This is a genomic window from Solimonas sp. K1W22B-7 (genome assembly GCF_003428335.1).
In the GTDB taxonomy this organism is placed as follows: domain Bacteria; phylum Pseudomonadota; class Gammaproteobacteria; order Nevskiales; family Nevskiaceae; genus Solimonas_A.
This window is the reverse complement of the sequence record NZ_CP031704.1, coordinates 2985457-3006383: the sequence shown is the minus strand read 5'-3', so window position 1 is coordinate 3006383 and position 20927 is coordinate 2985457. Positions and strand designations below refer to the sequence as shown.

Below are 20927 nucleotides of genomic sequence, written 5' to 3'. Positions count from 1 at the left end.
CCGGCCCGCATGATCCCGCGCGTCACCGCCACCATCGATCTCGCCGCGATCCAGCACAACCTGGGCGTGGTGCGCCGCATGGCGCCGCGGTCGCGCGTCATGGCGGCGGTCAAGGCCAACGGCTACGGCCACGGCGCCATCCCGGTGGCGCGCGCCCTGGAAGCCGCGGGTGTGGACGCCCTGGCGGTGGCCTGCCTGGAAGAGGCGGTGGACCTGCGCCGCGCCCACATCCATAGCCCGATCGCCCTGCTCGAGGGCGTGATCTCCGAGGAGGAGGCCGCGCAGGCGGTATACCAGCGCCTGCAGGTGGTGCTGCACGACCACTGGCAGATCGAGCTGCTGCACCGCCTCGGCCGCGACGCCCAGGTCGGGGTCTGGTTCAAGCTCGACAGCGGCATGCACCGCCTGGGCTTCCCGCTGGGCGACGTGCCGCGGTTGCTGGAGGCGCTCAAGGCCCACCCGGGCTGGACCCTGCACGGCTGGATCACCCACCTGGCCAGTGCCGACGAGCCCGGCAACGGCTTCACCCGCGAGCAGGTCGCGCGTTTCGACGCCGCCCTGCAGGGCGTGGCCGGCCCGCGCTCCATCGGCAACTCCGCCGGCATCATCGGCTGGCCGGAGGCGCGGGCCGACTGGGTGCGACCGGGCCTGATCATCTACGGCGCCTCGCCGATGCCGGGGCAGACCGGTGCCGACCTGGGTCTCAAGCCCGCCATGCGCCTGGAAAGCCGCCTGATCGCGGTGCGCGACTACGAGGCCGGCGAGACCATCGGCTACGCCCAGAGCTGGACCTGCCCGGAGCGCACGCGTATCGGCGTGGCGGCGGTGGGCTATGCCGACGGCATCCACCGGAGCTTTCGCAGCGGCACTACCGCCCTGGTCGGTGGCCGCCGCGTGGCCTACGCCGGCCGCGTGTCCATGGACATGATCACCCTGGACCTGCGCCAGGCGCCGGACGCCCAGGTCGGCGACCCGGTGCTGCTCTGGGGCGAGGGCCTGCCGGCCGAGGAGATCGCGGCGCAGGCCGGCACCATTCCGTATGAGCTGTTCTGCGGGCTGACGCAGCGGGTGCATTTCAGGTATCGCTGAGGGCGGGCGGCCGGCATGCCCACGGGATTGCCCATCTTTCATGTAGGAGCGGCCGTTGGCCGCGACCGCCGGTTGTCATGATGACCCTTGTTCGCGGCTAACAGCCGCTCCTACAAAAAGCGCGCCGGAACGAAAAAGGGCGGCCAATGGCCGCCCTTTTTCGATGCCTGGCCCTGGGATCAGGACATGATCATGAAGCTCATCTGGGTGCCGGCCAGCTCGACGATATCGCCGTCGGCCAGCTTGCGCGCCTGGGTGTCCAGCGGGTTGCCGTTGACCAGGGGCTTGGCGCCGCCGGCCTGGCCGCCCACATGGACGATGTAGTAGCCATCGGCGCGGCGGGTGATCGCCGCCACCTGCACGCCGGGCTTGCCGATCGTGGTCAGGGCCTTGGACAGCTCCAGTTCCTTGCCCTGGTTGGGGCCGCTGACCACGCGCAGCTTGCCCATGATGGGCTTGGGCGCATTGGTCTGGGACAGGTTCGGGGCTGCCGGCGGGGCGGATACCGGGTGGTGCGAGGCGCCCATCGAGGGGGGCGGGGTCGGGGCGGCGGTGGCCGCCTTGCTGACCTGGGCATCGAAAGCCGCGCCGAACTGGCCCGGCTTCAGGATCATGGTCTTTTCGAAGTCGTCGTCGCCGCCCTGGCCCTCGCCCTCGTAGCGCAGGGAATTGCGGCCGATGCTGATGACGTCGCCATGCGACAGCGGGTGCTTGGCGATCTGCTTGCTGTTGACCTGGGTGCCATTGGTCGAATCCAGGTCCTCCAGGAAGGAGTCCTGCAGGATCGTGATGACCACGGCGTGGTGGCCCGAAACCGCCTTGTCGTTGAGCGGAATGTCGTTATCGGCATGCCGGCCAATGGTCACCCGCTCCTTGTTGAGCGGGAAATCCTTGGTCTGGCCGCTGCTATCCGTGACGATGAGCTTGCCCATAGTGTTCTCAGAACCACTCCATCAATCGTTCATACCAGCGCCTGCCGCGGGCGAACGACGCGTCCGCGCGAGCCAGCACCACCGAAACGTTATCTTTTCCGCCGGCTTCGTTGGCCAGGCGTATCAACTCTTCTGCCGCACTATCAAGATTATCAGCTAACTTGCCGAGTGTTAAGCTGATTTTCTCATCGGACACCATGTCGGTGAGGCCGTCCGAGGCGATCAGGAGGATGTCTCCGACCTCCACCATGTCCTCGATCAGGTCGACCGCGACCTCCGGTTCCACCCCCAGGGCGCGGGTGACGATGTTCTTGCGCACCAGCCGCTGGGCATCCTCGCGGGTGTAGTGGCCGCGGGCCACCAGCTCTTCCAGCAGGGAATGGTCGCGGGTGATCTGCTCCAGCCGGCGATCCCGGAACCGGTACAGCCGGGAGTCGCCAACGTACGCGATCGACATCCTATCGTCGTGCATCAGGCAGGTAACGATCGTCGTTCCCATGCCGGCACACTGCGGTTGGCTCTGCGCCACCTGGTAGATCGTCTGGTGCGCGCTCTCCACCGCCTTGCGCAGCAGCAGGGCCTCGGCACTGTAGCCGGACTCCTGGTCGATCTCGCCGCGCTTGAGTTCCTTCCATTCACGGCGCACCACGTCCAGCACCGTGGTGGTGGCGATGCCGCTGGCGATCTCGCCAGCGTTATAGCCGCCCATGCCGTCGGCCAGCACCAGCAACCCCAGTTCGCCGTCCTGTTCGACGGCGTCCTCGTTGTTGTTGCGCATCCGGCCCACGTCCGAGAGCAGGGCCGTGGCGACCTTTTCTTTCAGCGCCATGTGTCCTCCTCAGGTAGGCCCGCCAAGGCCGGACAGGATAAAGCGCAGGTCGCGTGCCAGCTCGCTGCCGCGCTGGTAGCGCTGTTCCATGTCCTTGTGCAGGGCACGGTCGATCGCCACGTTGATCTTCGGCGGCAGGTCGGGGCGCAGGCCCCCCGCCGGCGCGTGCGGCTCGTTGGCGATCTTGAACATCAGCGTGGCCATGGAGTCCGCCTGGAACGGCAGGGCCCCGGTCAGCAGCTGGTACAGGGTCACGCCCAGCGAGAACAGGTCGGAGCGGCCGTCCACGCGCTTGCCGGCGAGCTGCTCGGGCGACATGTAGCTGGGCGTGCCCAGCACCATGCCGGTCTTGGTCTTGCTGGAATCGGCGATGCGCGCGATGCCGAAGTCCATCAGCTTGATCGTCTGGGTGGCTTCCACCAGCATCATGTTGGCCGGCTTGATGTCGCGATGCACCACGCCATTGGTGTGCGCGTAGTCCAGCGCGTCGGCGGCGTCGGCCACCAGGCGCAGCACCTCGGTCATCGGCAGCAGGTTGTTGGCCTTGGTGTGCTTGGTCAGGTCGTGACCCTTGATGAACTCCATCGCGATGAAGGCCAGGTCATGCTCTTCGCCGGCGTCGTAGATCGAGACGATGTGCGGATGCGTCAGGCGGCCGGCAGTCTCGGCCTCGCGGAAGAAACGCTCCTTGACGCTGACCAGCTCGTCGGGCTCGAACTCCTGCGACAGCGCCATCGTCTTGATCGCCACGGTGCGGCCGATCTTCGGGTCCTTGCCCATGTAGACGATGCCCATCGCGCCCTTGCCCAGTTCCTTCTCGACCTGATAGCGGCCCAGCATCGGCTTCTCGATCTGCTGGGTGGCGTCGTTGTCCAGCACCATCGTGCCGCCCGGGTGCGAGCGCCCGCCGCCGCCGCCGAGGATCACCGTCTCCGACAGCTTCTTGGCGCGGTTGAGCTTCTGCGCGACGTCGCGGAAATCCTTGTTGTGGCTGGCGATGTGCTGGTAGACCGATTCGGCCTTGTTGAACTGGCGCTTGCGCTCGAAGTCCAGCGCGAGGTTGTACATCAGGTCCAGCAGCTTGTCGTCCACCGGCTGCACGCGGCGGAACTTCTCGAAGGCCATGTCGAGCTGGCCCTGGCCCTGGAAGGCCAGGCCCAGCATCTTGTTGGATTCGGAGTTCTCCACATCGGTGTTCTGCTTGAGCAGTTCGGTGATGCGGAACTTCTTGACCGTCATGAAGGCATGGCCGGCCAGCAGGAACAGCGCCGGCACGGTCAGCTTGAACCAGATCGCGGAACTGGCCATCACGCCGATCTGCGTTCCCAGCAGCAGCAGGACCAGCGCCAGCGTCACGCCCGCTGCCAGTGCCGCCTTCATGCGCGGCAGCAGCAGCGCCAGGTAGGCCACCAGCAGGGCGAACACGAACAGCTCCAGCCACCCGGCCCAGGCCGGGCGGGTGAAGTAGTGCTGCCGCAGGATCGAGGACACCGCGTGGGCCAGCATCACCACCGGTGAGGTCGAGGAGGAGACCGGTGTCGCGAAGGTGTCGCCGGTGCCCAGCGCGGTGGTGCCGATCAGCACCACCTTGTCCTTGTACTTGGCCAGCGGGATCTTGCCGGCGATGACGTCGTAGGCGGCGTCGACCGGGAAGGCCGGCTTGCCGTCCTGGTCCGAATAGAACTGCGTGTACATGCGCAGCGCGTCGGTGGTGCCGATCGTCACGCCGCCCAGGGTCACGCCTTCGCCCAGGTTCACCTGGATGTCGGCGGGCTTCAGGTTCAGCTTGGCCGCCGCGATCATCAGCGACAGGGAAGGGTAGAACTCGTCGAAGTGCTGCAGCACCAGCGGTTCGTAGCGCACCGCGCCGTCGACGTCGGGCGTGACGTTGAGGTGGCCGATGGCCACGGCCGCGTCGCCGACCTGGGCGATCGGCACCTGCGCCGAAATCGTCGGCGGCGGCAGCGCGCCCTTGCCGCGGGCGCCCACGCGGTCCTGCACGTTGGTCAGCTGGTTGCGGCGGACGTATTCCGGCAAGGGCTTGTCCGGGCGGCCCTGCGGCCGGCCGGTCTGGAACACCATCGGCAGCACCACGCCGGCAGGCGTCAGCGATGCCGCCAGCACGGTGTCGGCCGAGCCGCCGGTCTTGGCCGCGGTTTCCAGCCGTGCCAGCAGCGCTTCCATTGCCGGGCGATATTCCTTGGCCAGCGCCGAGTCCTTGTAGGCCGCGGCGATGCCTTCGACGGCCTTGGACCTCTGCGCGGTCTCGTCGAGCATGATGCCGAAGGTCTCGACCTCGGCGGGGATCTGCTGTACCAGCGGCGAGGCCTTGAGCTCGGAGATGATCGAGTTGAAGGTGTCGGTGGCGCCGCCCTTCTCGGGCTCCAGGTACAGCGCGGTGTTGCCGATGACCTTGGCACCACCCTCGTGCAGCTTGTCGATCAGCTGCGCCTGCAGGCTGCGCGGCCAGGGCCAGCGGCCCAGGTTGGAGATGGACTGGTCGTCGATCGCGACGACCGCGATGTCTTCCGAAGGCGCAAGGTCGCGCGAACGCACGCCGACGTCATAGGTGCTGCGTTCAAGTGACTGGAAGGCATCGCTGAAGACCCCGGTCAGGACCAGAAAGACCAGAGAAAACGCGACAGCGGCAAACCAGTCTTGGGACCAGAATTTATTCTTCTGCACGAGCTACGCCCCCCGCACTTGTGCTATTCGACTCATACTATCTCAGTATCCTCGAAATTAGTTCCTCAGAAAACAAGAATATGTGAGATGGGTACCAGAACGAAAACACAGTACGTCTGCCAGTCCTGTGGCAGCGCCAGCCCCAAGTGGGTCGGCCAGTGTCCCGACTGCAGCGCCTGGAACACGCTGGTCGAGGCGCGCGTGGAGGCCTCGGCCAAGTCCCGCGGCGGCGGCATCAGCGGTACCGCCGGCGGCCGGGTGCAGTCCCTGCGCGAGATCGACATGCGCGAGACGCCGCGCACCACCACTGGCCTGTCGGAGATGGACCGTGTGCTCGGCGGCGGCATCGTCCCCGGCGCGGTGATCCTGATCGGCGGCGACCCCGGCATCGGCAAGTCCACCCTGCTGCTGCAGGTGCTGGCCAGCGTGCAGCCGCACCTGAAGACCCTGTACGTCACCGGCGAAGAGTCGCTGACCCAGGTCCACCTGCGCGCGCGCCGGCTGGGCCTGCCGGAGCTGGACCTGCCGGTGCTGGCCGAGACCGGGGTGGAGGAGATCCTGGCCCAGATTGCCCGGCACCGCCCGGGACTGGTGGTGATCGATTCGATCCAGACGCTGTATACCGATTCGCTCGACTCGGCGCCGGGCTCGGTGTCGCAGCTGCGCGAGTGCGCGGCGCAGCTGGTGCGCTACGCCAAGGCCAGCCATACCGCGGTGATCCTGGTGGGCCACGTCACCAAGGAAGGCGCCATCGCCGGCCCGCGCGTGCTCGAACACATGGTCGACTCGGTGCTGTACTTCGAGCACGACCCCGGCTCGCGCTTCCGCATCATCCGCGCGGTCAAGAACCGCTTCGGCGCGGTCAACGAGCTGGGCGTGTTTGCCATGACCGACGATGGCCTGAAGGAGGTCAGCAATCCTTCGGCGCTGTTCCTGTCGCGCCACGAGCAGCCGGTGCCGGGCAGCGTGGTGACGGTGACGCGGCAGGGCACCCGGCCGCTGCTGGTGGAGGTACAGGCCCTGGTCGACCGCTCCATGGCCGGCAATCCGCGCCGCGTGACCCTGGGCCTGGAGGGCAACCGCCTGAACATGCTGCTGGCGGTGCTGCACCGCCACGGCGGCATTCCGCTGGCCGACCAGGACGTGTTCGCCAACGTGGTCGGCGGCATGCGCATCCAGGAGCCGGCGGCGGACCTGCCGCTGGTGCTGGCGGTGCTCTCTTCCTTCCGCAACCGGCCGATGCCCAATGACCTGATCGTGTTCGGCGAGCTGGGTCTGGCGGGCGAGGTGCGGCCGGTGGCGGGTGGCGAGGAGCGCCTGGCCGAGGCGGCCAAGCACGGGTTCCGCCGCGCGATCGTTCCGGAGGCGAACAAGCCGCGCAAGACGGTGAAGCTGGATATCGAGGTGATTCCGGTGTCGCGGCTGGATCAGGCGATCGACGCGTCCTAGCGCAGGCTTGCGGGAGCGGGAATCGATTCGGTCCGCAAATGAACGCGAATGAACGCAAATATGCAGAACAAACGATTTGCGTTCATTTGCGTGTATTTGCGGACTGAGAGTTTTGGGCTTTGGCGTCAGGCCGCCGCCCGCGTCTCGCCCGGCGGCCTGACCCGCGCCGACTTCACCGCATTTGCCCGCGTCTCGGTGATCTCGAACTCGTAGCCCTTGATCGTGATCCTGCGCCCGGCCTGGGGCATGGCTTCGAGCTTTTCCATCACCAGGCCGTTGACGGTCTTGGGGCCGTCGAGCGGCAGTTTCCAGCCGAGGTTCTTGTTGAGGCTGCGGATCGTCACGGAGCCGTTGACGCGGTAGCAGCCGTCGGGGTCGGCGTAGACGTTCTTGATGCGCGTGGCGGGGTCGGAGGTGAACTCGCCGACCACTTCCTCGAGGATGTCCTCCAGCGTCACCAGGCCCTGGATGTCGCCGTATTCGTCCACCACGAAGCCGATGCGACGCTTCTGGTTCTGGAAGTTCAGCAACTGCTGGTTCAGCGGCGTGCCCTCGGGGATGAAGTAGGGTTCGCTGGCCAGCCCGACCAGGCTGTGCGGGTCCAGGTTGTTCTCGGCGGCCAGGCGCACCACGCGACGCAGGTGGATCACGCCGCGCAGGTTGTCGATCGAGCCGTCGAACACCGGCAGGCGCGTGTGCTGGCTGTCGACGATCGCGGCGCGCACCTGTTCCCAGGGCTCCGAGATGTCGATGCCGGTGATTTCGTTGCGCGGCACCATGATGTCCTCGACCGTTTCCTTTTCCAGGTCCAGGATCGACAGCAGCATCTTCTGGTGGCGGTGTGGGATCATCGCCCCGGCCTCGGCCACCACGGTGCGCAGTTCCTCGGCGCTGAGGCTGTGCTGCGCCGCTTCCTCGGGCGACACGCCAAGCAGGCGCAGCAGGCCGTTGCTGACGCGGTTGACCATCCAGACGATCGGGTAGAACAGCCGGATCAGCGCCCAGTGGACGTAGGCCGAGGGCAGGGCGACCCGCTCCGGGTAGATCGCCGCCAGGGTCTTGGGGATGTACTCGCTGAAGATCAGCAGCAGCAGGGCCACGGCGCCGGCGGCATAGGCGATGCCGATCTCGCCGAACAGGCGCAGGCCGATCACTGTGGTGATCGAGGCGGCCAGGGCCTGCACCACGTTGTTGCCCAGCAGGATCCAGCCGATCAGGTGGTCGGGGCGCTCGACCAGTTGCTGCGCCAGCCGCGCAGCACGATCTCCCCGTTTTGCGCGCGTGCGCAAACGGTAGCGGTTCATCGTCATCAACCCGGTTTCGGAACCGGAGAAGAATGCCGACAGCAACAGCATCAGGATCAGGAGTCCGAAGAGGACCCACAAGGGGATGGCGTCCAAGATCGCGCGGTCAGTCTTTGGCCGTGTGGACTTCTATCTATTCGGCTGGAGGGCTTGCTGTCAATGTCGCTGACATTAACAAAGCGCGCTAAGTCCAGTGCTTGCCTAGGAATTGTTCCAACACGAGTTTACTTCCGAAGTACGCCAGGATGAGCACGGCGTAACCAGCCAGCGACCAGCGGATGGCGGTGCGGCCGCGCCAGCCATGGCGCCAGCGGCCCCACAGCAGCACGCCGAAGATCAGCCAGGCGGTGATCGACAGGACCGTCTTGTGCGCCAGGTGCTGGGCGAACCAGTCATGCACGAACCACAGGCCCGACAGCAGGGTCAGCGACAGCAGCAGGAAGCCGATCGCGATCAGCTGGAACAGCAGCCGCTCCATGGTCTGCAGCGGCGGCATGCCGCCCAGCAGCAGCCGGCTCAGGTCGTGGCGGTGCAGCAGGCGGTCCTGCAGGGCCAGTGCCCCAGCCTGCATCGCCGCGATGGTCAGCAGGCCGGCCGAGAACAGCGACAGGATGATGTGCCAGCGCAGCTTCCAGTCCACCACCGGTGCCGCGTCCTGGAAGACGGTGGGCCAGGCGCCGGACCACAGCGCCGCCAGCGCTGCCAGCGGGTAGATCGTCAGGCCCAGGCTGCGCAGCGGCTCGCGCCAGGACAGCAGCCACAGCAGCACGGCCGACTGCAGCGCGAACAGCGAGGCGGCTTCGGGCATGCCGATGCGGATCGCGCCGCCCTGCAGCGTCTGGTGCCCCAGCAGGCCGGCGTGCAGGACGATGGCCGCCGCGGCCAGGATCCGCTCGGCCATGCTGTCGGCCTGCGGGCGCTGCCAGATCAGCCAGCCACAGGCGCCATAGAGGGAAACGGCAATGAGAATCAGTGCTAACGTCATGGGACGGGCAGCATACCCGAATCATTCGCGATGTGACGCAGCGCGCGGTTGGCCTCGTGGAGCGCTGTGCTAGGATCAAAAAACACAACAGATACCGATCAAACGGAACGCATGCGGATCAAAGTCCTCGGCTGCAGCGGAGGGGTGGGGCCGGGTCTGCGCACCACCAGCCTGCTGGTGGACGACGAGATTCTTATCGATGCGGGCACCGGCGTCGGCGACCTGTCGCTGGCGCAGCAACGCCGCATCAGCCACATCTTCCTGTCGCACTCCCATCTCGACCATATCTGCGGCCTGGCATTCATGGCCGACAACCTGTTCGACCTGATCGACCGGCCGATCGGCGTGCATGCGACCCGGGAGACCCTGGACGCGGTGCGCCAGCACATCTTCAACTGGACCATCTGGCCGGACTTTTCCAAGCTGCCCAACGAGGAAAAGCCGCTGATCCGCTTTGCCGAGATCGAGGCGGGCGTGCCCACCGACCTGGGCGGCGACCGGCGCCTGACCGCGTTCAAGGTGCTGCACACCGTCCCGGCCGTGGGCTACGCCCTGGAAAGCCCGCGCGGCACCTTCGCCTTCAGTGGCGACACCTGGGCCAACGACGACCTCTGGAATTTCCTCAATGGCCTGCCGCGGCTGGACAAGCTGATGATCGAGATCGCTTTTCCGGACGAGCAGGTGGAGCTGGGCGCGGCTTCCCGGCATTTCACCCCGAGCCTGCTGGCCTCCGAACTGCGCAAGCTCAAGCATCGGCCGGAACTGTTCCTGACCCACCACAAGCCGGGCTGCGAGCAGCTGATCGAGAAGCAGTGCCGCACGGCGCTGCGGGAATGGCGCTACCACCACCTGCAGCGCGGCGACCTGATCACTTCGTAGGGGTCAGGCTGCAATCCGTAGGCAGGATGCCCTACGGACGGGGCGGGGACACTTGCTCTAGAATCCGCCGGACGTTCTACAGATACCGGCTTCAGCCCCCATGTTCGACAACCTTACGACGCGCCTTGGCCGCGTCCTGGACACCATTCGCGGCCAGGGCCGCCTCACCGAAGACCAGGTCAACGCCGCCGCCCGCGAGCTGCGCATGGCCCTGCTGGAGGCCGACGTCGCCCTGCCGGTGGTCAAGGACTTCATCGACAAGGTCAAGACGCGCGCCCTGGGCGCCGACATCCTGCAGTCGCTGACGCCGGGCCAGCAGTTCCTCAAGATCGTCCAGCAGGAGTTGACCGAGACCCTCGGCGGCACCGCCGAGGCGCTCAACCTGCGCCAGCAGCCGCCCGCCATCATCCTGATGGCCGGCCTGCAGGGTTCCGGCAAGACCACCAGCACCGGCAAGCTGGCGCTGTGGCTCAAGGAACGCGAGAAGAAGAACGTCGTCGTTGTGTCGGCGGACGTCTACCGCCCGGCCGCCATCGAGCAGCTGCGCATCGTCGCCGGCAACGTCGGCGTCGAGTGGTTCCCCTCCGAGGTCGGCCAGCAGCCGGTCGCGATCGTCGAGGCGGCGCTGGCGCATGCGAAGAAGGTCTACGCCGACGTGCTGATCGTCGACACCGCCGGCCGCACCACGGTTGACGAGGCGATGATGAAGGAGATCGCCGAGCTGCACGCGGCGCTCAACCCCGTCGAGACGCTGTTCGTGGTCGACAGCATGACCGGCCAGGACGCCGCCAAGACCGCCAAGGCCTTCGGCGACGTGCTGCCGCTGACCGGCGTGATCCTGACCAAGGTCGACGGCGACTCCCGCGGCGGCGCCGCGCTGTCGGTGCGCCAGGTCACCGGCCGCCCGATCAAGTTCCTCGGTGTCGGCGAGAAGTCCGACCGCCTGGAGATCTTCCACCCCGACCGCATCGCCAACCGCATCATCGGCCAGGGTGACGTGCTCGGGCTGATCGAGGAGACGGCGCGCAAGGTCGACCACGAGAAGGCCCAGAAGCTCGCCGACAAGCTGCGCAAGAACAAGGGCTTTGATCTCGCCGATTTCCGCGAGCAGATGCTGCAGATGCAGAACATGGGCAGCATGCAGTCGATCCTGGAGAAGCTCCCGGGCGGCGCGCAGATGCAGGAGCAGCTCAAGAGCGTGGATGCCGAGAAGCAGGTGCGCCGCACGGTGGCGATCATCAACTCGATGACGCCGCAGGAACGCCGCTTCCCCGACCTGATCAAGGCTTCGCGCAAGCGCCGCATCGCGGCCGGTTCCGGTGTCGAGGTGCAGCAGGTCAACCAGCTGCTGCGCCAGTTCGAGACCACCAAGGACATGATGAAGAAGTTCGCCGGCGGCGGCATGAGCAAGATGATGCGCAGCCTGGCCGGGCGCCTGCCTCCGGGCATGATGCCCAAGCGCTGATCCCCATGCTCAAGCGCCTCGCGGTACTGCTGTGCCTGCTGAGCTTCCTGCCAGCGCAGGCGGCGACGATCGGCGACATGGCTCCCGAGGCGGCCGGTGTCGTGCTGAGCGGCCCCGAGGGCATCAAGCTGAGCACGCTCAAGGGCCGCGTGGTCATCGTCGACTTCTGGGCCTCGTGGTGCGGTCCCTGCATCCAGGCCATGCCGGAACTCGACGCCATGCGCGAGGAGCTGCGCAAGAAGGGCTACGGCGACAAGTTCGAAGTGCTGGGCGTCAGCATCGACCGCAACGTCGACGACGCGCGCCGCTTCGCCAAGACGCGGCCGGTGGGGTACCCGCTGGTGGTCGACCAGCTCGGCTTCGCGCCGCGCTTCTACGAGGTCTGGCGCCTGCCGGCGACCTACCTCGTGGCGCAGGACGGCCGCATCACCATGGTCTACCACGGCTACGGCGCCGGTTTCACCGAAGACCTCAAGCAGCGCGTCGTGGCGCTGATGAACAAGAAGTAGCGTGCCCGCGAAAAAGGCCCTCAGCGTCAGCGCCAGCCTGGAGCTGGAGGCCAAGGGCGGCAGGCTCGGCGGCCGTCGCTGGATCGAGCTGCTCGCGGCGATCGGCGAAACCCGTTCCATCACCCATGCCGCCAAGGCCGTGGGCCTGAGCTACAAGGCCGCCTGGGACGCGGTGGAGGCGATGAACAACCTCTCGGACCGGCCGCTGGTGGAACGCGCGGCGGGCGGCAAGGGCGGCGGCGGCACCACGCTCACGCCGCGCGGCGAGCAACTGGTGCAGACTTATGCGGCCGTCGCCGAGGAACACCAGCGTTTTCTGGACCGCGTCAACGGCCTGCTCGGCAATGCCGAGGCCGACCTGCGCATGCTCAGGAGGTTCACCATGCTCACCAGTGCCCGCAACCATTTCTCCGGCAAGGTGCTGCGCGTCAAGGCCGGTGCCGTCAACGACGAGGTGGAACTGGAACTCTCCGGCGGCGATCGCCTGGTCGCCATCGTGACGCACGAAAGCGTCGAGACCCTGGGACTGAAGAAGGGCGTCGAGGCCCTGGCCCTGATCAAGGCCTCCTGGGTGATCGTGGCCCTGGACGAAGGCCCGGCGATGAAGCTCTCCGCCCGCAACCGCCTGCGTGGCAGCGTCACCAAACTGACCCGCGGCGCCGTCAACAGCGAGGTGGTGATCGGCCTCAAGGGCGGCAACTCCGTGGTCGCCACCATCACCAATGCCAGTGTCGACGAACTGGGGCTGTCCGTGGGCAAGGCCGCGAGTGCGATCTTCAAGGCTTCGAGCGTGATCCTGGGCGTGGCGGGCTAGGGCCTGTCAACACCACCGCGATCGCAGCGATCACGGTAGTGCTGACAGGCCCTGGGTACCCGCGCTCATGGCCGGATCACTGAACGAAGGTCGCCCGGTCTCCACCCGGCCGGCGAAGCGCCGCAGGAACCGCAGGTCGTTTTCCTGCGTCACGCTGAAGTCGTACCAGCCGTGGCTGTCCGACAATTCCCAGAATGCCGTGGCGCTGCCGCCGGCCGGCAAAGCATGGCTCCAACTCCGGTCGTCGAAGTAGGCATTGTCGGTGACAAGCAACTGGCAGGCGCGGCGGCCGGTGTTGCGCATCTTCAGTTCGACACCACCACGCGACACCTCGTAGCAGACCTCGATCTCCGGCTGCGCTGCGTCGGTGGCGAGCCGGCCGGCGAAGTGTCGATGCCAGCCGTTGTGCCCGAGCACCCACAGATCGTAGCGGCCGTCGTCCGATCCCAGATCCCAGTTGTCGCCCAGGTTGCGCCCGGCTTCCACGCCATAGCGCCGCGGAATGCGGTCCAGGTGCAGGCGATCATAGACATGGAACACGGCGCCGGCCTTGCCCGTATTGGCGAATTCCAGCCGCAGCCGTGAACTTCCGTCGGCCGCTGCACTGGCATGCAACTCGTAGGGCAGGGCACGCGAGCGTCGCACCAGCCGCGGTTGCTCCGGTGCCTGCTGCTGCTCCTCGGCGGGCAGCGGTACCTGGTCCTGGCCGGCCTGGGTGTTGTTGATCGCCTCCGACTCCAGCAGCGTCTTGCGCGGCAAGCCGGGAGGCGCCTGGTTGGGCGTGGCGAAGTCGAAGCAGCTTGTCAGGTCGCCGCAGAAGGCGCGGCGCCAGGAGCTGATGTTGGGTTCCGGCACGCCGAAGCGCTGCTCCAGGAAGCGCAGCACCGAGGTGTGGTCGAAGCTCTGCGAGTTCACCCAGCCGCCGCGACTCCAGGGCGAGACCACGTACATCGGGACGCGAGGCCCCGGCCCGTAGACGCTGTTGTGGAAGGCCTCGCCGCCGTGGCGCTCGCTGGCGCTGTCCAGCGTGGAGCCGCCGGCGAGGCTGCCATCGGGGTTGCGCGAGGGCGCGCAGGGTGGCGGCAGGTGATCGAAGAAACCGTCGTTCTCGTCGAAGTTCACCAGTAGCACCGTGCGGCTCCAGACCTCGGGGTTGCTGGTCAGCGCGTCCAGCACCTGCTGAACGTACCAGCCGCCCAGCACCGGGCTCGACGGATCGGGATGCTCCGAATAGCGGTCGCCGGCCACGACCCAGGACACCTGCGGCAGTTGCCCGTTGGCCACGTCGCGGCGCAGCGTGCCGAGCATGCCCAGGTCCGGCATGGTGTTCGCCGCGCCCTTGTAGAGCGGGTTGCCGGCGCTGTGTGCCGGCAGATAGGGCGGCCAGGGGAAACCGCTGGGGTCGTTGCCATGGCGCTCGTTGGCTTGGCGATAGGCGCGGAAGCCCTCCAGCGCGTTGTCGCTGAAGTTGTAGGGGTGATTCTGGTACACCTTCCAGCCGATGCCGGCTTCCTCCAGGCGCTCCGGATAGGTCTTCCAGGAATAGCCCTCGCTGGAAGGGCCCAGCGAGGAGAACTGGTTGTTGATCGCCGGGCCGCCGCCCGCGCCGCTCGGGTCATTGGTGCCGGTCCACAGGAACAGGCGGTTGGGATTGGTGCCGCCGTGGAAGGAGCAGTGGTAGGAGTCGCAGAGCGTGAAGGCATTGGCCAGCGCGAACTGGAATTCCAGCTCCGGTTCCTTGAAGTAGCCCATCGACCATGTGCGCTTGTAGCTGGGCCATTCGTGGAGCCGGCCGTGGTCCCAGGCCGCCTGGGCATCGCCCCAGCCATGCGGCGTGCCGGTGACGCGCTGCGCGTTGCCCTGGCGGCTGTCGAGGTGGTACGGCAGCACGATCCGGTCACTGTCCGGCTCGGCGCGCGGCCTCGGAGTTTCCGCGGGCTCCGGCAGGTCCAGCTGGATATCCGGGTTCACGCGGAACATCTGCTCCCAGACCCGGCGGCCACCTGGCAGCGGGATGGTGAAGCGGTCGCCGAAGCCGCGCACGCCGGGCAGCGTGCCGAAGTAGTGATCGAAGCTGCGGTTCTCCTGCATCAGGATTACCACGTGCTGCACGTCCATGATCGTGCCGTGCACCTTCGCCGCGGGTATCGACATGGCAGCGCGCAGCGCGGGCGGCAGCGCCGCCGTGGCAGCAGCGGCGCCGGCCAGCTGCAGGAAGCGGCGCCGGCTGGCGGAAGTCATCGGCACAGCGCGTGTGTTTCGCGCGCGAAGGAAATGCGAAGCATGGGAAGCCGTCGTGCCGGGTCGTGGAAGGACGGGCGCAGGTTCCACCATGGCGGAGCGCGCCTGAGCGGCAACGATAGGAAGCGGGCGCGACAGTTCCGTGACGGCCGCGGTGGTAAAACGAAACTAGGCGGCGCTCAGGAGGTGGCGTGTTCCCGCAACTGTCCGGCGTCCATCTGCATCACCCGGTTCGCCAGGTAATCCACCTCGGCGGTGGCGTGCGTGACGTAGATCATGGGCACCTGGGTCTCTTCCTTGATCCGCCGCAGGAACGGCAGTATCTGCTGCTTGAGGCGCTCATCCAGCGAGGACAGCGGTTCGTCCAGCAGCAGCAGGCGCGGCGAGTAGAGCAGGGCGCGGCCCAGGGCGACGCGCTGGCGCTCGCCGCCGGAGAGCTGTGCCGGGCGGCGCGCCAGCAGTGGGCCGATCTCCAGCAGGTTCAGCACCGGCTGCAACTCGAAGCGCCGCTGCGCCGGTTCCAGCCGCTTGTAGCCGTAGAGCAGGTTCGCCTGCACATCGAGGTGCGGGAACAGCTGGCCGTCCTGGAACACCAGGCCGAAATGCCGTTCCCAGGCGGGCACGAAGCGCTTGCCGTCGGCCAGCAGTTCACCGTCAAAGCGGATCAGGCCCGATTGCGGTTTCAGCAGCCCCGCCAGCAACGCCAGCAGCGTGCTCTTGCCGCTGCCCGAGGGGCCGCAGACGCCGGTGACGCCATCGCCGATCTCGGCCTGCGCCTGCAGACGGAACGCGCCGCGCCGGAAGTCGAGGTCAATGCTCAGCATGCGGTTTGTAGCCCAGCAGGCGTTCGGTGCGGCGGCTGATGATGTGTGCGGCGGCGAGGGCGACGCTCGCCAGTGCGATGGACAGCAGCGTCAGGCGCTGTGCCGCCACTTCGCCGCCGGGGACGTGGGTATAGCCGTAGATCGCCAGCGGCACGGTGCGCGTCTCGCCGGGGATGCTGCCGACGAAGGCCATGGTGGCGCCGAACTCGCCGAGGCTGCGGCTGAAGCACAGCACCAGCCCCGCGATGATGCCGGGCAGGGCCAGCGGCAGCGTGACGGTGAGGAACACCTGCCAGGGGCGGGCGCCCAGCGTGGTCGCCGCCTGCTCCAGTCGCCGGTCGATCATGGCGAAGGCCAGGCGCACCGGCTGCACCATCAGCGGGAAGGCCATCGCCGCGGAGGCCAGCACGGCACCCTTCCAGGTGAAGGCGATGACGATGCCGAAGGACTCGTTGAGCCAGCGTCCGACCAGCCCCTGGGTACCCAGCAACAGCAGCAGCAGGTAGCCCGGCACTACCGGGGGCAGCACCATCGGCAGCTGTACCAGCACCTCCACGGCAAGCTTGCCGCGCGAGTCACGGCGCGCCAGCCACCAACTCGTGGCGATGCCCAGCGGCAGGCACAGCAGGGTGGCCCAGAACGCGACTTTCGCGGACAGCCACAGCGCGGTCAGTTCGTCGGGCGAGAACACTTAGGGAGTTGAGAGAAGAGTGAATCCGTACTTGCGGAAGATCGCCGCAGCCTCCGGCGAGGTCTTCACATACTGCAGGAATTCGCCGCCCTCGGCACGCGCCGTCTTGACCAGCGCCACCGGATAGACGATCGGCTTGTGGCTGCCGGCGGGGAAGCTGGCAATCACTTCCACCTTCTGGCTGATCGCCGCGTCGGTGGCGTAGACGATGCCCAGCGGGCATTCGCCACGCTCGACGAAGGCCAGCGCGGTGCGCACGTCGTCGGTGCCGACGATGCGGCTGGAGACCTTGTCCCACCAGCCCAGCGAGCTCAGTGCTTCCTTGGCATAGATGCCCACGGGCACTACGCCGGGCTCGCCGGTGCAGAGCTTGCCCTTGAAGGCGCCGGCAAGGTCGAAGCCGCGCTCGGTGGTCACCGGAAAGCCCTTGCCCTTCGGCGCGATCAGCACCAGCGTGTTGCCGAGCAGCGAGCTGCGGCTGCCGGCAGCGATCCTGTTGCGCTGTTCCAGGTAGTCCATCCAGGACAGGTCGGCCGACATGAACAGGTCGGCCGGCGCGCCGGCCTCCACCTGCTTGGCCAGCGCCGAGGAGGCGCCGAACACCAGTACCGGCTGCTCGTGCCCGGCCTTCTGCCAGGCCGCGCCGATGTCGGTGACGGCGTTGGTCAGGCTGGCGGCGGCGTAGACGCGGGCCGGGTCGGCGAAGGCCGACCAGGAGCACAGCAGCAGGGACGCCGCAAGGAATCTGGCCTGTAGGCGCATGGTAAAAGCCGGGTGGTTCGCGGGAAGTTCGATATATAGCGTTCTACATAACGATATCGCTGTCAACAGGGCGCACGGGCCGCGACGCCCCGGCACCTCTGCTGCTTCCCTACGACCAAGGTCGTAGTCCCAATCTCGGATACCGCGCGGCTCTGCGTGGGCGGAACATGGTGGTCACGCAATCAATGCGGGACTTCCGCAAGCGCCCCAGGAGCCGCCCATGATCTGGTATCTGGTCACAGCACCCCACGCCTACACTGTCAGCGAGCACCTGCGCGGTGATTGGGGAGCTGCGCTGCGCAAGCGCATGGTGGTCATGCCCTACGAGCTGCTGACGCGCATGCCGGTCATGCCGCAGGGCAGCTACATCTTCTCCGACCTGGAGCGGCTCGACGCGCTGCCGCGCAAGATCCTGGGCAGGGTCTGGGCGCGGCTGCAGGATAGCGGCTGCCGCATGCTCAACCACCCGGAGCGCAGCCTGCGCCGGCTGGAACTGCTCGACGCCTTGCACAAGGACGGCAGGAACGATTTCCGTGCCTTCCGGGCCGACACCGCCGGCGAGCCCTGGCGCTACCCGGTCTTCCTGAGGCAGGAAAAGGAGCACAGCGGCGCGCAGAGCCCCTTGCTCCATGACCTGCAGTCGGTGCGCGAAGCGCTGCTGCAGCTGGTGCTGGCCGGCCATGCATTGTCTGACCTGCTGGTGGTGGAGATGTGCGACACCGCCGACGCGGACGGCATCTACCGCAAGTACTCGGCCTTCCGCATCGGCGAGCACATCGTCCCGCGGCATGTGCTGTTCAGCCGTAATTGGATGCTGAAGGACATGGACCTGGTTGGGCCGGCGCGTCGGGCGGAGATCCTGGACTACTGCCAGAACAATCCGCATGAGTCCGAGCTGCGCGGCATTTTCTCCCGGGCGCAGATCGGCTACGGTCGCATCGACTACGCGCTGGACCGGGACGGCCGCATCCAGGTCTGGGAGATCAACACCAATCCGCAGATCATGCGCGCCCCGAGTGCATACCCGGAAAGCGTTCGCCACTTTCACCAAGCCTTCGCCGGGCGCTATCTCGAAGCCATGCAGGCCATCGACAGCGACGGAGAAGAGTCCACCGATGCCCGTTGGTCCGATCTCGCCCGGGCGCTGGTCTCCAAGGGCGGGCGCCGGAGCCAGCCGTGACGCAGGCGCTGCGGTTCCGGCTGGCCACGCCGCAGGACGCCGTGGCGATCATCGCTTGCGTGCGTGCCGTGCGCGGCGAGCACTACCCGATCCGGCTCCTCTACGCACCGGAGGAACTCGCGCAGGCGATCGCCTACGCCCGGCTCGTCTTCGCGCTGGCGCTGCTGCCGTCCACCGGCGAGGTCGCAGGCCTGGCGGCGCTGGAGCCTTCACCCTACGGTCGTACCGGTGAAATGGGCGTGATGATGGTGCTACCTACGCATCGTCGCCGGCATGTTGCCGACGATCTGCGCCTGCTGCTGGTTGCCTGGGCACGCCAGCACGGCAGGCGCGGCCTGTGGGGTGAAGTCCTCGCTCCGGTCGCAGACTCGCCGGACGCCGCCTGCGTTTCGCAGCGCTTCACCGAGAACGCCCAACTGGTTCCCAGCGGTATCGCGCTGGGCCTGTGGCCGGGTCCGGGCGGCGAGCGGCAGAGTTTCGTCCGCTACGCCAGGCCCCTGCCAGCCAAGGCGTCGTCCAAGGCCTGCCGGCTGCCCACCCGGCATCGTGCGCTGGTGTCGGAAATCCTCGGGCGCCTGAACTGTCCTGTCAGCTTCACGGCCGACAGCCCGGCCAGCGGAGCCGGCATCCTGGACGCGAAACACGAGGAGGGGCTTCGTTCCTGGGTCCTCGCCGTTCCGCGCATCGGCAGCGACAGCGCCGCGGAACTGGCGGGCGCCATCCGGCGCATCCAGACCCATCCCGACGTGGCCTACGCGCACCTGGAGCTGCCGCTGGCGCAGCCCGGCGCCAGCGCGCTCTGCGAACTGGCGGAGGCCCGAGGCTTTTTCTTCTCGACGGTGACCGCCGAGCCTTTTCATGACGGACCGGGCCTGCGCCTGCAGTGGCTGGCTCAGCCCATCGAGCCCAACGGGCTGCTACTGCTCAATCCGCTCGCGCGGCGCATCGCCGGGCACCAGTCCCGCGAGCAGGAGCGCGTGCGGCCCTGGGCCGTCGCGGCGGCCGCATGAACCGCCGCCCCGCGCCTATCCTGCTCGCCACCGAACTGGGGAACGGCCAGGGTCATCTCGCGCCGATCGGTGCGATCGCCGCGCATCTCACCGGCCGCGGCCAGCCCTGCCTGCTGGCCACGCATCAGCCCGAGACGGCGCAGGAGATGGGCCTGTACCGCTACGCGCCCATCCTGCCGGCACCGACCGGCAGCGCCGGCATACAGTCCGTGCGCGTGCAGGCGAGCTACGCCAGCCTGCTGCACAACTGCGGCTGGCACGGCAAGACCGCCCTCGCGGGCCGCCTGCGCGCCTGGTGCTCGCTGCTGCAACTCAGCGGCGCCCGCGCCCTGCTGGTGGATCACGCGCCGACCGCGCTGCTCGCCGCGCGCGTGCTGAAACTGCCGGTGGCAGCGGTGGGCACCGGCTTCTGCCTGCCGCCGCCGCGAGGCCCCTTTCCGGCCTATCCCGGGGTGCCGGCGCGCGAGCAGCGCCTGCGCGACAACGAGGCCCATGTGCTCGCGGTGGCCAACGGGGCGCTGGCCGAACTCGGCGCGGAGCCGCTGCCAAGCCTGCAATCCCTGTTCGCCGGCGTGGAACTGGGCCTGAAGACCTATGCCGAACTGGATCACTACGGCCCGGGCCGCGAGGCCGACTGGCTCGGCCTGCCGGACTTTTCCTCCGGCCTTCCGGCGGAGTGGGGCGAGTCCCGCGAGCCGCGCATCTTTGCCTACCTGCGTGCCGGCGAAGGCCTGGAAGCACTGCTGGCGGCGCTGCAGGCCAGCCGTGCGCAGGTGCTCGTGCGCCTGGCGGACATCCCGCTCGAGATGATCACCCGCTACGAGCGCCCGGGCATGCGCATCACGGACCGCAACATCTGGCTGAGGCAGGCCGTGGAAACCTGCGATGGCTTCGTCGGCTCCGGCTCCCATGGCGCGGTGGCCGAGGCCCTGCTGGCCGGAAAGCCTTGCCTGGTCCAGTACTCCCACACCGAACAGCGCCTGGTGGCCGAGCGTGTCGAGGCGATCGGCGCCGGCCTGGCGCTGGCGACCAGTGCCTCCGAGTCCTTCGGTACAGGCCTTCAGCGCCTGCTGGACGACTCCACGCTGCATCACACCGCCCGGCAGTTTGCCGCACGCTACGCCGGCCGTGACCGGCAAGGCATCCTGCCGCGCTGGGCCGACGGCTGGATGGACAAGCTCGCGGCCTGAACCCGCGCCTCAGCCGCGCGCACCGTTTCTCATGCATCACGCGTTGCGTCGGCAATCGTCCGGCAACGTCGTCGCGCCCGCGTTTCGGC

18 protein-coding genes are annotated in these 20927 nt (G+C 67.7%); 9 read left to right on the top strand and 9 right to left on the bottom strand.

Features of this window, described 5'->3' with window-relative positions:
* The first annotated feature begins 9 nt into the window (after window positions 1–9).
* Window positions 10–1089 carry an alanine racemase gene (gene alr, locus D0B54_RS13670; RefSeq protein ID WP_117291855.1) on the top strand — a complete coding sequence of 360 codons (1080 nt, stop codon included), beginning with the start codon at window positions 10–12 and terminating at the stop codon, window positions 1087–1089.
* 179 nt (window positions 1090–1268) lie between these two features.
* Here the strand turns inward: alr and D0B54_RS13665 are convergent, their stop codons facing one another.
* The 3 genes from D0B54_RS13665 to D0B54_RS13655 are packed head-to-tail and all read right to left on the bottom strand — an operon-like array spanning window position 1269 to window position 5535.
* The gene (locus D0B54_RS13665; RefSeq protein WP_117291854.1) at window positions 1269–2021 is read right to left on the bottom strand and encodes an FHA domain-containing protein; all 753 of its coding nucleotides are present in this window, start codon (window positions 2019–2021) and stop codon (window positions 1269–1271) included.
* A 7-nt stretch (window positions 2022–2028) separates the two neighbouring features.
* Entirely contained in the window at window positions 2029–2850 is an 822-nt protein-coding gene (locus D0B54_RS13660; RefSeq protein WP_117291853.1) for a Stp1/IreP family PP2C-type Ser/Thr phosphatase, read from the bottom strand.
* A gap of 9 nt (window positions 2851–2859) precedes the next feature.
* Window positions 2860–5535, bottom strand: a complete 2676-nt coding sequence (locus D0B54_RS13655; RefSeq protein WP_117291852.1) for a CHASE2 domain-containing serine/threonine-protein kinase — start codon at window positions 5533–5535, stop codon at window positions 2860–2862.
* An 87-nt stretch (window positions 5536–5622) separates the two neighbouring features.
* Here D0B54_RS13655 and radA point away from each other — a divergent pair, with 87 nt between their 5' ends.
* Window positions 5623–6984, top strand: a complete 1362-nt coding sequence (gene radA, locus D0B54_RS13650) for a DNA repair protein RadA (protein WP_117291851.1) — start codon at window positions 5623–5625, stop codon at window positions 6982–6984.
* 125 nt (window positions 6985–7109) lie between these two features.
* Here the strand turns inward: radA and D0B54_RS13645 are convergent, their stop codons facing one another.
* Together D0B54_RS13645 and D0B54_RS13640 are read right to left on the bottom strand one after the other, a co-directional pair.
* On the bottom strand, window positions 7110–8384 hold the full coding sequence (locus D0B54_RS13645; protein WP_117291850.1) for an HlyC/CorC family transporter: 1275 nt from the start codon (window positions 8382–8384) through the stop codon (window positions 7110–7112).
* Between the two features lie 88 nt (window positions 8385–8472).
* A complete protein-coding gene (locus D0B54_RS13640; protein ID WP_117291849.1) occupies window positions 8473–9273 on the bottom strand; it encodes a cytochrome C assembly family protein in 801 nt (266 codons plus the stop codon).
* Window positions 9274–9384: 111 nt separating this feature from the next.
* On the opposite strand from D0B54_RS13640, the gene D0B54_RS13635 reads away from it, so the two are divergent.
* The 4 genes from D0B54_RS13635 to D0B54_RS13620 all read left to right on the top strand — a co-directional run bounded on the left by D0B54_RS13635 (window position 9385) and on the right by D0B54_RS13620 (window position 12940).
* Window positions 9385–10152 carry an MBL fold metallo-hydrolase gene (locus tag D0B54_RS13635; RefSeq protein WP_117291848.1) on the top strand — a complete coding sequence of 256 codons (768 nt, stop codon included), beginning with the start codon at window positions 9385–9387 and terminating at the stop codon, window positions 10150–10152.
* Between the two features lie 100 nt (window positions 10153–10252).
* A complete protein-coding gene (gene ffh, locus D0B54_RS13630) occupies window positions 10253–11617 on the top strand; it encodes a signal recognition particle protein (RefSeq protein WP_117291847.1) in 1365 nt (454 codons plus the stop codon).
* A 5-nt stretch (window positions 11618–11622) separates the two neighbouring features.
* A complete protein-coding gene (locus D0B54_RS13625; protein ID WP_117291846.1) occupies window positions 11623–12126 on the top strand; it encodes a TlpA family protein disulfide reductase in 504 nt (167 codons plus the stop codon).
* A gap of 1 nt (window position 12127) precedes the next feature.
* On the top strand, window positions 12128–12940 hold the full coding sequence (locus D0B54_RS13620; protein ID WP_117291845.1) for a TOBE domain-containing protein: 813 nt from the start codon (window positions 12128–12130) through the stop codon (window positions 12938–12940).
* Between the two features lie 30 nt (window positions 12941–12970).
* On the opposite strand, the gene D0B54_RS13615 is transcribed toward D0B54_RS13620, so the two are convergent.
* The 4 genes from D0B54_RS13615 to modA form a co-directional block, all read right to left on the bottom strand.
* Window positions 12971–15181 carry a phosphocholine-specific phospholipase C gene (locus D0B54_RS13615; protein WP_117291844.1) on the bottom strand — a complete coding sequence of 737 codons (2211 nt, stop codon included), beginning with the start codon at window positions 15179–15181 and terminating at the stop codon, window positions 12971–12973.
* 179 nt (window positions 15182–15360) lie between these two features.
* The gene (locus D0B54_RS13610) at window positions 15361–16005 is read right to left on the bottom strand and encodes an ATP-binding cassette domain-containing protein (protein ID WP_117295226.1); all 645 of its coding nucleotides are present in this window, start codon (window positions 16003–16005) and stop codon (window positions 15361–15363) included.
* Complete coding sequence (gene modB / locus D0B54_RS13605; protein ID WP_117291843.1) at window positions 15992–16696, bottom strand: molybdate ABC transporter permease subunit; 705 nt, start codon at window positions 16694–16696, stop codon at window positions 15992–15994. The genes D0B54_RS13610 and modB overlap by 14 nt, the downstream gene beginning before the upstream one ends.
* Window positions 16697–17458: a molybdate ABC transporter substrate-binding protein gene (gene modA, locus D0B54_RS13600; protein ID WP_117291842.1), complete on the bottom strand. Its 762-nt coding sequence runs from the start codon at window positions 17456–17458 to the stop codon at window positions 16697–16699.
* 220 nt (window positions 17459–17678) lie between these two features.
* Between modA and D0B54_RS13595 the strand changes: the two genes are divergently transcribed.
* From D0B54_RS13595 to D0B54_RS13585, 3 genes are read left to right on the top strand one after another with little or no spacing between them, the layout of a single operon-like run.
* Complete coding sequence (locus D0B54_RS13595; RefSeq protein ID WP_117291841.1) at window positions 17679–18638, top strand: hypothetical protein; 960 nt, start codon at window positions 17679–17681, stop codon at window positions 18636–18638.
* Entirely contained in the window at window positions 18635–19648 is a 1014-nt protein-coding gene (locus D0B54_RS13590) for a GNAT family N-acetyltransferase (RefSeq protein ID WP_117291840.1), read from the top strand. Before D0B54_RS13595 ends, D0B54_RS13590 begins: the two co-directional genes overlap by 4 nt.
* Window positions 19645–20838, top strand: coding sequence for a glycosyltransferase (locus D0B54_RS13585; protein WP_117291839.1), 1194 nt, complete (start codon window positions 19645–19647; stop codon window positions 20836–20838). The genes D0B54_RS13590 and D0B54_RS13585 overlap by 4 nt, the downstream gene beginning before the upstream one ends.
* Window positions 20839–20927 lie beyond the last annotated feature (89 nt).

What these genes read in the sequence shown, in the direction of transcription:
- D0B54_RS13665 (WP_117291854.1), bottom strand. Translation starts at nt 2,021, where the DNA reads ATGGGCAAGCTCATCGTCACGGATAGCAGCGGCCAGACCAAGGATTTC.
- D0B54_RS13635 (WP_117291848.1), top strand. Translation starts at nt 9,385, where the DNA reads ATGCGGATCAAAGTCCTCGGCTGCAGCGGAGGGGTGGGGCCGGGTCTG.
- modA (WP_117291842.1), bottom strand. Translation starts at nt 17,458, where the DNA reads ATGCGCCTACAGGCCAGATTCCTTGCGGCGTCCCTGCTGCTGTGCTCC.
- radA (WP_117291851.1), top strand. Translation starts at nt 5,623, where the DNA reads ATGGGTACCAGAACGAAAACACAGTACGTCTGCCAGTCCTGTGGCAGC.
- D0B54_RS13640 (WP_117291849.1), bottom strand. Translation starts at nt 9,273, where the DNA reads ATGACGTTAGCACTGATTCTCATTGCCGTTTCCCTCTATGGCGCCTGT.
- D0B54_RS13625 (WP_117291846.1), top strand. Translation starts at nt 11,623, where the DNA reads ATGCTCAAGCGCCTCGCGGTACTGCTGTGCCTGCTGAGCTTCCTGCCA.
- D0B54_RS13660 (WP_117291853.1), bottom strand. Translation starts at nt 2,850, where the DNA reads ATGGCGCTGAAAGAAAAGGTCGCCACGGCCCTGCTCTCGGACGTGGGC.
- D0B54_RS13595 (WP_117291841.1), top strand. Translation starts at nt 17,679, where the DNA reads ATGATCTGGTATCTGGTCACAGCACCCCACGCCTACACTGTCAGCGAG.
- D0B54_RS13610 (WP_117295226.1), bottom strand. Translation starts at nt 16,005, where the DNA reads ATGCTGAGCATTGACCTCGACTTCCGGCGCGGCGCGTTCCGTCTGCAG.
- ffh (WP_117291847.1), top strand. Translation starts at nt 10,253, where the DNA reads ATGTTCGACAACCTTACGACGCGCCTTGGCCGCGTCCTGGACACCATT.
- D0B54_RS13615 (WP_117291844.1), bottom strand. Translation starts at nt 15,181, where the DNA reads ATGACTTCCGCCAGCCGGCGCCGCTTCCTGCAGCTGGCCGGCGCCGCT.
- alr (WP_117291855.1), top strand. Translation starts at nt 10, where the DNA reads ATGATCCCGCGCGTCACCGCCACCATCGATCTCGCCGCGATCCAGCAC.
- D0B54_RS13585 (WP_117291839.1), top strand. Translation starts at nt 19,645, where the DNA reads ATGAACCGCCGCCCCGCGCCTATCCTGCTCGCCACCGAACTGGGGAAC.